Annotated in this window: 12 protein-coding genes and 1 pseudogene; 9 read left to right on the top strand and 4 right to left on the bottom strand. The window is 64.2% G+C overall.

The genetic code is table 11. The features are described from left to right. The 5 genes and pseudogenes from EOA27_RS07970 to EOA27_RS07990 form a co-directional block, all read left to right on the top strand. Nucleotides 1-226, top strand: a pseudogene (locus tag EOA27_RS07970) (branched-chain amino acid ABC transporter permease); the annotation flags it as partial. 1 nt (nucleotide 227) lies between these two features. After that, a complete protein-coding gene (locus tag EOA27_RS07975) occupies nucleotides 228-1,325 on the top strand; it encodes a branched-chain amino acid ABC transporter permease (protein WP_245463334.1) in 1,098 nt (365 codons plus the stop codon). Between the two features lie 29 nt (nucleotides 1,326-1,354). Further along, a complete protein-coding gene (locus EOA27_RS07980; protein ID WP_126082015.1) occupies nucleotides 1,355-2,749 on the top strand; it encodes a glutamine synthetase family protein in 1,395 nt (464 codons plus the stop codon). Between the two features lie 119 nt (nucleotides 2,750-2,868). Continuing rightward, nucleotides 2,869-3,597 carry an AzlC family ABC transporter permease gene (locus EOA27_RS07985; RefSeq protein WP_126082016.1) on the top strand — a complete coding sequence of 243 codons (729 nt, stop codon included), beginning with the start codon at nucleotides 2,869-2,871 and terminating at the stop codon, nucleotides 3,595-3,597. Continuing rightward, the gene (locus EOA27_RS07990) at nucleotides 3,594-3,890 is read left to right on the top strand and encodes an AzlD family protein (protein WP_126082017.1); all 297 of its coding nucleotides are present in this window, start codon (nucleotides 3,594-3,596) and stop codon (nucleotides 3,888-3,890) included. Before EOA27_RS07985 ends, EOA27_RS07990 begins: the two co-directional genes overlap by 4 nt. A 96-nt stretch (nucleotides 3,891-3,986) precedes the next feature. On the opposite strand, the gene EOA27_RS07995 is transcribed toward EOA27_RS07990, so the two are convergent. After that, entirely contained in the window at nucleotides 3,987-5,831 is a 1,845-nt protein-coding gene (locus EOA27_RS07995) for an aminopeptidase P family protein (RefSeq protein WP_127255868.1), read from the bottom strand. Nucleotides 5,832-6,175: 344 nt separating this feature from the next. On the opposite strand from EOA27_RS07995, the gene EOA27_RS08000 reads away from it, so the two are divergent. Beyond that, nucleotides 6,176-6,361, top strand: coding sequence for a hypothetical protein (locus EOA27_RS08000; protein ID WP_126060111.1), 186 nt, complete (start codon nucleotides 6,176-6,178; stop codon nucleotides 6,359-6,361). A gap of 9 nt (nucleotides 6,362-6,370) precedes the next feature. Here EOA27_RS08000 and EOA27_RS08005 read toward each other — a convergent pair whose 3' ends face one another. Continuing rightward, nucleotides 6,371-7,243: a 50S ribosomal protein L11 methyltransferase gene (locus EOA27_RS08005; protein WP_126083755.1), complete on the bottom strand. Its 873-nt coding sequence runs from the start codon at nucleotides 7,241-7,243 to the stop codon at nucleotides 6,371-6,373. Beyond that, entirely contained in the window at nucleotides 7,243-7,827 is a 585-nt protein-coding gene (locus EOA27_RS08010) for an SCO family protein (RefSeq protein WP_126082019.1), read from the bottom strand. The genes EOA27_RS08005 and EOA27_RS08010 overlap by 1 nt, the downstream gene beginning before the upstream one ends. A 250-nt stretch (nucleotides 7,828-8,077) precedes the next feature. Here EOA27_RS08010 and EOA27_RS08015 point away from each other — a divergent pair, with 250 nt between their 5' ends. The 3 genes from EOA27_RS08015 to EOA27_RS08025 all read left to right on the top strand — a co-directional run bounded on the left by EOA27_RS08015 (nucleotide 8,078) and on the right by EOA27_RS08025 (nucleotide 10,026). Further along, nucleotides 8,078-8,506, top strand: coding sequence for a CreA family protein (locus EOA27_RS08015; RefSeq protein WP_108702807.1), 429 nt, complete (start codon nucleotides 8,078-8,080; stop codon nucleotides 8,504-8,506). Nucleotides 8,507-8,576: 70 nt separating this feature from the next. Beyond that, nucleotides 8,577-9,218: a DapH/DapD/GlmU-related protein gene (locus EOA27_RS08020; RefSeq protein ID WP_126082020.1), complete on the top strand. Its 642-nt coding sequence runs from the start codon at nucleotides 8,577-8,579 to the stop codon at nucleotides 9,216-9,218. Nucleotides 9,219-9,531: 313 nt separating this feature from the next. After that, the gene (locus tag EOA27_RS08025; protein ID WP_189342130.1) at nucleotides 9,532-10,026 is read left to right on the top strand and encodes a low affinity iron permease family protein; all 495 of its coding nucleotides are present in this window, start codon (nucleotides 9,532-9,534) and stop codon (nucleotides 10,024-10,026) included. 8 nt (nucleotides 10,027-10,034) lie between these two features. On the opposite strand, the gene EOA27_RS08030 is transcribed toward EOA27_RS08025, so the two are convergent. Continuing rightward, on the bottom strand, nucleotides 10,035-10,781 hold a 747-nt coding region (locus EOA27_RS08030), incomplete at its 5' end, for an SDR family NAD(P)-dependent oxidoreductase (RefSeq protein ID WP_127255870.1).

Raw genomic sequence — 10,781 nt, forward strand, 5'->3', positions numbered from 1 at the left:
GAAGGCCTTCGTTGCCTGCGTCATCGGGGGCTTCGGCTCGCTGCCGGGTGCGGCGGTCGGCGGCATGCTGCTCGGCTTCATCGAAGTCGGCCTGCTTGTCGCGCTGCCGCAGGAATATGCGGGCTTCAGGGATGCGCTCACCTACGCGATCATCGTCGCGTTGCTCGTCTACCGCCCGGAAGGCCTGCTCGGCCAGCGTATCGAACTCGGCGACAAGGAAATCTGACATGGCAGGCTCTGAATTGTCGCAAGCAGTCGAACAGATGGCGGCTCCGGTGGGCACAGCGCAGCCCGGCAATGCGGTTGTCCGCTCGCTGGTCGGCGGGCTGGTTACCGCGCTGCCGGTGCTGTTGATCGGCCTCCTGGTGCTGAATTTCGCGCCGACCTACTACACCTTCCTGGCGCTCGGCGCCTTCGTGAACCTGATCGTGGTGGTCGGGCTGCAGGTGTTCATGGGCAATTCCAACATCGCCAATCTCGGCCACAGCGCCTTTGTCGGGCTCGGCGCCTATGGCGTCGCCATCCTGTCGACGCCGCTTGCCATGAAGAAGCTGTCGATCCCCAACGCGCCGTTCGGTTTTGCGACGCTGGAGCTCGACCCGGTTTCGTCGGCGCTCATCGCGCTTTTGGTCGTCGGCATCGTGGCGCTGGTCAGCGGCAAGGTGATCAGCCGGCTGTCGGGGGTCGCCGCGACCATTGTCAGCCTGGCGCTGCTGATCATCGTCCATTCGGTGTTCCTCAACTGGACCGACCTGTTCAAGGGCAACCAGGCTTTCTTCGGCATTCCGAAAGTCGTCGGCCTGCCCTGGATGCTGGTCTTCGCGGTGCTGGCGATCGTGGCGGCGCGGCTGTTCAAGGACAGCCGCTGGGGCCTGCAGCTGCGAGCCAGCGCGCAGAGCCCGCAGGCTGCCGCGGCACTCGGCATCGATGCGAAAAAGCTGCGGCTGATGTCATGGGTGCTGTCGGCGCTGATCTGCGGCCTTGCCGGCGTGCTCTATGCCTATTTCGCCGGCACGATCAGCCCGAAACTTTTCTACTTCCAGATGATCTTCAACACGCTGGCGATGCTGATCCTTGGCGGCATGGCGACGGTGACCGGGGCGGTGACCGGCGTCATCGTGCTTTCGATCGGGCTGGAATTCATCCGCAGCATCGAGTCCGGCGTGAGCGTCGCGGGTATCCAAATGCCGCAGCTGCTTGGACTGTCGGGCGTGGCGCTCGGCGTGGTCATCGTGCTTTGCATGGCGTTCCGGCCAAGCGGCATCAGCGGCCGGCATGAGCTCGATGAGCTTGTGTCGCTTCTTTTCCGGCGCAATGACAGATAGCGTCGTCATTTCCTGGTGGAGGGTTGAACGTGGAATTTGAGGACAGGGTGGCGGCGTATGCGCCGAAGCTCGAAGCGTTGCAGGCCGAGCTCGCATCGCGCGGCGTCGAGTTCGTCGAGGTGCATACGGTCGATACGTCGGGCGTAGTGCGCTCCAAGATCGCGCCGCTGAAGCTCTCGACCTCGGGCGAATCGATCAATGCCATCCTCTATTGCGTCACCCATGGCGACGGCCAGCCGATGGGCGACGTCGCCTTCGCGTCGCCAAGCGCCAATGAGGAGAACGGCTTTCCCAACATCAAGGGCATCATCGACCCGGACACGGTGGTGCAGCATGGCTGGAAGCCGAAATTCGCTTCCGCCATCACGCGCTCCTACATGCTCGACGGCGCGCCTTGCGCCTACGATCCGCGCAACGTCCTCGCCCGTGTCGAGGAGCGCGCGCGGGCGCTCGGCTACGAGCCGAAATTCGCCCTCGAATACGAGTTCGGCATTTTCCACGCCGACCACGATCTGATGCGCGCCGGCCGCTATCGCGAGCTGAAGCCGTGGGGCCATTCACTGATCAACTACGACCTCGTGCGCAGCGGCGAGTACCAGGATTTCGCCGCCGAGTTCATCACGCGCATGAAGAGCATCGACATCGGCGTCGCATCGCTGGTCACCGAATATGGCTACGGCATGTATGAATATGCGCTGACGCCGAAGAGCGCCCTGGCGGCGGCGGATGCCGCGATGCGCGCCAAGCTGCATCTGCGCGAGCTGTGCGCCGAGCGTGGGCTGGTCGCCACCTTCATGACGCGCTTCCAGCCGCCCGGCAAGGAAAGCGCCTGCGGCGCGCACCACCATGTCAGCCTGTGGCAGGACGGCAAGCCTGCCTTCGCGGCCGGCCCGAACCGGTTGACGCCGGTCGCCGAGAAATTCCTCGCCGGCGTGCTCAACCGCATGCAGGAGACGCATATTTTCTTCCGGCCGACCGTCAATTCCTACCGCCGCTTCGATCGCGGCGCGTGGTCGCCGGAAGACGTCGCCTGGGGGTTCGAGAACCGCACTGCGCCGATCCGCGCCATCACCACGCCGAACGATGCCGCGTGCCGGTTCGAGCACCGAGCGCCCGGCGCCGACGTCAATCCTTACCTGTCGATCGCCGCGATCCTGGCGGCAGGCTGCGAAGGCATCGAGAAGAACCTGCCGCTCGAGCCACCGGTGACGAGCAACCTTGCCAATCTCGACAAGCCGAAGCTGCCGCGCACGCTGAACGCGTCCATTGAGGCCTTCGCCGGATCCGATTTCTGCGCCGAGGCTTTCGGCGAGGCGTTCCGCGACAATTATGCCGAGAGCCGCCGCGCCGAGCAGGCGGCCTTCGATGCCTGGCAGGCGTCGCATATCACCGACTTCGAATGGCAGCGCTATTTCGCAAGCTGAGCCAGCAAACCGTAGGCGCGTTAGAACCCGGCGATCAGTTCCGCTGATCGCTGGGTCAAGCGAATTGGTGTGACAAGCGGGGCGACGCTCCCTACATGAGGCCGCTCAAGGAGCGGCGCATGGTAACGGAAGCAATCTCTGAGAGCAGAACCGGCGGCGATTTCTGGGATGGCGTGCGATTGTCGATGCCGGTCGTGGTCGCTTCTGCGCCGTTCGCGATCTTGTTCGGCGCGATCTCCGTCGACAATGGTTTCTCGGTGCTTGAGGCGTTCCTTATGAGCGCCATGATCTATGGCGGCGCCAGCCAGATGGTCGGCATCGAATTGTTCGGCCAGCATGTCGCGCCGTGGCTGATCGTGCTGTCGATCTTCGCGGTGAATTTCCGACACGTGCTCTATTCCGCCGGCATCGGCCGCCGCATCGCGCATTGGCCATTGCTGCAGCAGGCGCTGGGCTATTTCATCCTCACCGACCCGCAATTTGCAGTGGCGGAGGCGAGGGCCGTGTCGGGCAAGCCAGTCGGGTTCGTCTGGTATCTTGGACTTGGCCTGCCGGTCTACGTGTTTTGGGTCATCGAAAGCGGGTTGGGCGCGGTGTTCGGCAAGCTCATTCCGGATACCCATGCGCTGGGCATCGATTTCCTGCTGCCGATCTATTTTCTCGGCCTCGTCCTCGGTTTCCGCAAGCGGCCGCTATGGCTGCCCGTCGTCGCCGCAAGCGCGGCCGCATCGATCATCGCCTACAAGACGGTCGGCTCTCCCTGGCATGTTTCGATCGGCGCGATCGCCGGCGTGCTGCTGGCGGTGATCCTGCCGCCGCATCACAGCGGAATAGGGGAGCGGCCGTGAGCACGACCTTCTGGATCATCCTTGCCGGCGCGATCGCCACCTATCTGACCCGGGTCGGCGGCCACCTCGTCATCTCGCGCTTCGAGAATATCCACCCGCGCGTCGAGGCGGGGCTGAACGCCGTGCCGGCCGCGGTGCTGACGACGCTGGTCGCGCCGGCAGTGCTTGGCGCCGGGCCCGCCGAATGGGCGGCGCTGGTGGTCACCGCTTTGGTCTCGCTGCGCGGCGGGTTGATGTCGATGTTTTTGGCAGGTGCTGCGGTGCTGATCATCGCGCGGCAGTTTGTGGGATAGCAATTCTGCCGGCGCGATCGTTTCGGACCGCCGGCGCTGCCCCTCATTGCCCTGCCGGGCATTTCTCCCCGTAGAACGGGGAGAAAGAAGCTAATCTCAAATCTTCGCGTCGTGCGGCAGTGGTGCTGTCGCCTTCTCCAGCCAGGCCAGCGTTTCGCCGTCCACCATCGGGCCGATCTCGGCCAGCACCCATGCATGATACTGGTCGAGCCAGTGCAACTCGTCGCGGGTCAAGAGATCGCTGCGGACGAGACGCTTGTCGATCGGCGCCAACGTGAGCGTCTCGAAGCCGTGCATGGGGATGTCGCCACCTTCGATCGGTTCCGCCGGCGTGACCAGAATCAGGTTCTCGATGCGGATGCCGTAGGCGCCTTCCTTGTAGTAGCCTGGTTCGTTGGACAGCATCATGCCGGCAAGCAGTTTCTCGGTGCCGGTGCGGGCGATGCGCTGCGGCCCTTCATGCACGGCAAGATAGGAGCCGACGCCATGGCCGGTGCCATGGGCGAAGTCGCAGCCATGCTTCCACAGTGCCATGCGCGCGACGGCGTCGATTTCCGAGCCGCGCGTGCCGGCGGGGAAACGCAGCGTCGAGATGCCGATCATGCCCTTCAGCACGAGGGTGAAGCGCTCGCGCATTTCCTGCGTCGGCTCACCGATCGGCACGGTGCGGGTGATGTCGGTGGTGCCGTCCTGGTACTGGCCGCCGGAATCGAGCAGGAACAGTTCTCCGCTTTCCAGCTTGCGGCTGGTGGCGCGCGAGACGCGGTAATGCATGATCGCGCCGTTCGGGCCGGCACCGGAAATCGTGTCGAAGGAGATGTCGCGCAGCGGCATCTGGGTTTCCTCGCCTGTCTGGCGGCGCACTTCCTCCAGCTTGGTGACGACGGCAATTTCGTCGAGCGTGCCGGGCTGCTGGCGCTCGAGCCAGCACAGCAGCTTGGCGACCGCAGCGCCGTCGCGGCGATGCGCGGCGCGGCTGCCGGCGATCTCGGCCTGGTTCTTGGTCGCGCGGGGTATACGCGCAGGGTCAGCCGCCAAGACGACGGTGCCGCCATTGTCCTCGGTAAGCATCCGCAGCTTTTCCGCCGCCAGCACCGGATCCAGCGCGATCCTGGCGCCGTTTTTGGCCAGCTCGACGATTGCCGCTTCGAACTCGCCCGGATCATGCAGATCGGCAAGCTGGGTGAGATAGGCCGCGACCTGGCGCGGGAATTTGCGCTGGTCCATGAACAGCTGATGCTTGCCGTCGGCGGCGAGGATGGCAAAGCCGAGCGCCAGCGGCGTGTGCGGCACGTCGGCGCCACGGATGTTGAAGCTCCAGGCGATGGAAGAGGGGTCGGTCAGCACCGCATGGGTGGCGCCGTCTTTCTGGATGGCGCTTGCCAGCCGCACAAGCTTGTCCTTGGCGAGCTCACCGGCAAAATTGAGCTCTTGCAACTCCACCGGCGCGCGCGGCGGCTCGGGCTGGTCTTTCCAGATGATGTCGATCGGGTTCCTGTCGAGCGGCACCAAGGTCGCGCCGGATTGCTCGGCCGATGCCTTCAGCGCCCTGACCTCGCCGATCGTATGCAGCCAGGGGTCGAAGCCGAGCCTCGCGCCCTTGCCGAAATTGTCCCTGATCCAGCTGGCCGGCGGATTGTCGATGAGGCTTTCGACGGTGAAGATCGAAAGGTCGACCTCGTTTCGGACCTGCAGCGTGTAGCGGCCGTCGACGAAGATGAAGGCGCGGTCGCGCAGGATGATGGCGACGCCGGCCGAACCGGAAAAGCCGGTCAGCCATTTCAGCCGCGCCGAGCGGTCGGCGACATATTCGCCCTGGTGCTCGTCCGCGCGGGGGACGATGAAGCCATCCAAGCCATTGTCGGCCAGCCATTGCCGCAGCAGCGCCACGCGCGGCTTGCCGACGGCCGGATCGCCAGCGGAATCAAAGGTCTGGAACATGGTGGCCTCTCCTCGGATGCTTGTCGCGAACCTAAAGCGCGTCGCGATCTTTCAGATTCGCGCCATGCGCTTTAGGTTTTGGATCTTACGCATGTCTTTATCCCGAAACCGGTTCCCACTTTCGGGAGACATGCTTTAGAGCATTTCGTGCGCCAATTGAAACGGATCTGTCACCAGACGCCATATGATCCAGATATGCTGAAGCGACGACGTGCAAGCTAGGCGCGCCCCCGTGTCTTTGCGCATGGACGCTATGCAGAATCGTTGATTTCCAGACAGGTCGGCAGAGCTTAGTCTCCCGGATGTGGAGGAATGAATCCTGTTGTCCTGCAAAGGAGACTGTCATGTCCACGCTTCCAGCCAGACGCGGATTTTTCAGAAACGCCATGAGCGCGCTGATCGAAGCTCGCCGGCGCGAGGCGACCCGCTACGTCAACGGGGCGCTGCTTTGTCTCGACGATGAAACGCTGAACGCCAATGGCTACGATCGCGAAGAGCTGAAGAAGGCGGCAAACTCGCTTTATGTGTGAGTAACCGCCTCAGCGCTTGAGGTGGATGGTCACCCAGCCCTCGCGATGCAGCGTGCGGACGTGACGAAAGCTCTGACCGACATAGGCTGAGATCACGGCGTCGCGCTGCCGGTCGAGGATGCCGGAAAGCACCAGCGAGCCGCCGAGCCTGATATGCCGGGCCATCTGAGGCGCGAGCCGCATCAGCGGCCGGGCCAGGATGTTGGCGACGATGAGGTCGAAAGGCGCGCGCCTGGCGAAGATCGGGTTGTGGAAGCCCGGCGCCGTCACCGTCTCGACCAGCGCCTTGACATGGTTGAGGCGGGCGTTGGCGGCGGCGACGCGGACGGCGACCGGATCGATGTCGGTCGCCAGCACCGGGATATGCGCGAGCTTGGCGAGCGCGATCGCGAGCACCGCGCTGCCGGTGCCGAGGTCGAGCGCGTTGCGCGGCCGTTCGCGCAGCACCACCTGCTCCAGCATTTCGAGGCAGCCGGCGGTGGTGCCGTGATGGCCGGTGCCGAAGGCAAGGCCTGCCTCGATCTCGATGGCGAGATCACCGGCGTGGCGCTTGGCGCGGTCGTGCGAGCCGTGGACGAGGAAGCGCCCCGTACGGACCGGCTTCAAGCCTTCCAGCGAGCGCGACACCCAGTCCACATCGGGAAGGACCTCGCGCTCGACAGGCTTCGGCAGGCCGAGACCGGCGATGATATCCCTGACCCGCGCCTCGACAGGACCGACGTCGCCATCGGCATAGAGCGACACTTCGTGGATGTCTTTTTCCTCGTCGAGCTCCAGCACGGCGATCGGCAGGCCGTCATCCTCGAAGGCGGCGTCCAGCGCCGCGAAGATGCGATCGGCCTCGAGCTTGCTGGCGGTGAGGTGCAGCCTGGTCTGGCCCATCATGTTTGCCCGCCGGCAGCCAGCCGCTTCAGCTTGGCGACGGCGGTGTCGGCGCTCTCGCCATAGGCGATGGTACCGGCGAAATCGCCCCTGGCGTTGAGCAGCAGCACCGAGGCGGTATGGTCCATCGTGTAGTCGCCGTCGCCGGTGTCGACCTTCTTCCAATAGATGCCGAAGGCCTTGGCCATGGCGTGCACCTTGTCCGGATCGCCGGTGATGCCGGTGATGCGATCGGAGAAGTTGCTGACATAGGTGTTCATCGTCTCCGGGGTGTCGCGCTCCGGATCGACGGTGACGAAATAGGCGTTGAGGTTCTTGCCGCTGTCGCCCATCGTCTTCAGCCAGCCGGCCAGCTCGAACAGGGTTGTCGGGCAGACTTCCGGGCAATGGGTGAAGCCGAAGAACACGACCGTCGGGTGGCCCCTGAAGGCGGCTTCGGTGATCGGCGCGCCTTTCTGGTCGACCAGCGTGAAGGGCGCGCCGAAGGGCTCGCCGCCATAATGGCCGCGGTACCAGTCGAACGTCAGCCAGCCGATGCCCGCCGCCATCAGGACGAGAATGCCGACCAGGATTGAACGCATCATCAGTGAATGTCCGTCGTGATTGCCTTGGGGCAAGTTTGGCGACACTCTTAGCGGGTCTGCGCCGGGCACGCAAAGATGCCGCGTTGCCGCAAGCAGAGATCCAGGTGGGGCACAACCCCCGTGTCGGGCGGCTTGCAAACGCCACGATCTTGTCCCACCTGACATCGGCAAACGCCAACCCAGGAGGCAACCTTTGCGAAAACTGATCGGTTTGTTCGCCGCATGTCTTGCTCTCAGCGCCGGCGCTGCCATGGCCGACGAGGTGGGCAAAGTGGGTGTCGACTGGGTCGGCAACGACATCATGATCGACGCCATCAAGGACCCGAAGGTCGACGGCGTCACCTGCCACGTCGCCTATTTCGACCGTAGCATCATCGACCGGCTGCATAAGGGCAACTGGTTCGAGGATCCTTCCGATTCCTCGATCTCCTGCCGCCAGACCGGGCCGATCACCATCGGCGACATCGATATGGGCGAGGGCGGCGAGGAAGTGTTCAAGCAGGGCCTCAGCCTGATCTGGAAGAAGCAGGTGGTGAACCGCATCTACGACAGGAAGAACGAGACGCTGATCTATCTGTCGCATTCGCGCCAGGTGCAGAACGGCTCGGCGAAGATGTCGGTCACCACCGTGCCGCTCTACGGCCAGAACGTGGTGTGGACCAAGGGCAAGCCGCAATAGTCTCCCGAGACAGGCTTGTGGGGGGCAGGTCGCGCTTGCGAGGCCGTCCCCGCCGGCGTAAAGCCGCTTCATGAACCGTCCTGAAAACCTTGTACTGAAAGATCCCGAGCCGCGCATCCATCCGACCGCGGAGCTCAAAGGCTGCAAGCTCGGCCGCTATGCCTCGATCGGCGAGCGGGTGATCCTGCGCGAGGTGAGCGTCGGCGACTTTTCCTATTTCGAGCGCCATTCGGAAGCGATCTACACGACGATCGGCAAGTTCTGCTCGATCGCCGCCAACAGCCGCATCAACGCGCTCGAGCACCCGATCGAGCGGCTGACGCAGCATAAGGTCAGCTACCGGCCGAACGAGTATTTCCGCTGGCTGGGCGTCGACGCTGAATTTCGCGCGCGCCGGCAAGCCAAACCGGTCAGTGTCGGCCACGATGTCTGGATCGGCCATGGCGCGGTCGTCATGCCGGGCGTTGCGATTGGCAACGGCGCCGTCATCGGCGCCAATGCCGTGGTGACGCATGACGTCGCGCCCTACACGATCGTCGCCGGCGTTCCGGCGAAGCCCTTGCGCGAACGCTTCTCAGCGGCAGTCGCGGCGCGTATCGAGGCCCTGGCCTGGTGGGATTGGGCGCCGGAGAAACTGGCGAGCGCAATCCCCGACATGCAAGCCGTGCAGATCGAGGCCTTCCTCGATCGCTGGGAAGGCGGTACTCCCTGACACACAGAATGCCGTTGAAAGCACAACGGCGCTGTCCGCTTCTGTCGGGAGTGGCGCCCCTTCCGCCATGCGGGGGTGGCGCGGCGGAAGGGGCTGGAGGCAAACCGCGTGAAGCGGAAGGAACAGGCTTTCTGGCCTGCACCGGCATTATCGCAAGCAAACCGATAAGGTGTTTCTTCACGCGCCTGCGCTTCTGGCGTGTGGCTGATTGCAGCCCCGTCCCGTCACGAAAATTCGACCCTTTGGAACCCGATGCGGTGGCTGCTTGTTTCTTCGCAAATGCCCGCGCGTCCACGGTTTTTGAGGAATTTGCATGATCGAGAAGGCTTTTACCTGGATGGCCAACCGGGTGGCGCATCTGGCCGGCCTGCCGCCGACCTTCGCCATCTGCGTGCTGATCGTGGTTGTCTGGGCGGCAAGTGGCCCGATCTTCGGGTTTTCAGACACTTGGCAACTCGTCATCAACACCGGCACCACCATCGTCACCTTCCTGATGGTGTTCCTGATCCAGAACACGCAGAACCGCGACGGCGCGGCGATCCAGGCCAAGCTCGACGAGCTGATCAGGGTCAGCCGCGCCCACAATCATTTCATCGGCATCGAGCACCTGACGGAATCCGAGGTCGAGGAGATCCGCGCCAAATGCGAGGCGGCGGCGAAGCGGCACGACCGCAAGATCGCCGAAACGGCGGCCAACAAGGTCGTGGCCGGAAAGAACGGCACGAGGCATGCGGCCAAGACCACCGGCGCGGCCGCAAAGAAGCCTGTGGCCGGGAAGAACAGCTCAAAGAAGAAAGCGGCTGCTTGAAAGGGCCGTCAGCGGTTCATGAAGGCCGCGAAGGCGTCCTTGTGATCGGGATGCCAGCGCGAGAGGGCAGGGCGGTTCTCGATGATGTCGCCGACCGCCCAGGCCATGCGCTTTTCATCCGTCGGCCGCGCCACCTCGTTGTCGGGGCACAGGATGTAGAAATCGCCGTCGACGAGCGATGCCAGCATGAAGTCTATCACCTGCTCGCCGGTCCAGGCGCCGGCGGGCTTTTCCGTCGCGCCTTCGGTCAGGCCGGTGTAGGTGAAACCGGGGATCAGCAGATGCGCCGACACTTTCGCGCCAGGCTCGTTGCGAAGCGCATGCGCCAGCCCTTCGGTAAACGTCTTCACGCCAGCCTTGGAGACGTTGTAGGCGAGATTGCCGGGCGGCGTGGTGATGCCCTGCTTGGAGCCGGTGTTGATGACGAGCCCCGGTTTTCCAGCTGCGAGCATGCGCGGCGCGAAGGCCTCGGTGCCGTGCACGACACCCCAGAAATTGATGTCCAGAAGCCGCTTCCAGGCGTCGCGGTTCTCCCAGGGCTTGCCTGGATTGTTGCCGACGCCGGCATTGTTCATCAGCACCGACACCGCACCGAAGGCACCGTAAGCGAGGTCCGCCAGCCGGTCGACCTCTTCGGCCTTGGAGACGTCGGTGGGGATCGGGAGGACGGCATCCTTGCCGGCGATCGCGGCGACAGCCTCCGTCGCCTGGTCGAGGCGCACGCCACCGATATCGGCGAGCACCGTCTTCATGCC

This window comes from Mesorhizobium sp. M2A.F.Ca.ET.037.01.1.1 (genome assembly GCF_003998075.1).
In the GTDB taxonomy this organism is placed as follows: Bacteria; Pseudomonadota; Alphaproteobacteria; order Rhizobiales; family Rhizobiaceae; genus Mesorhizobium.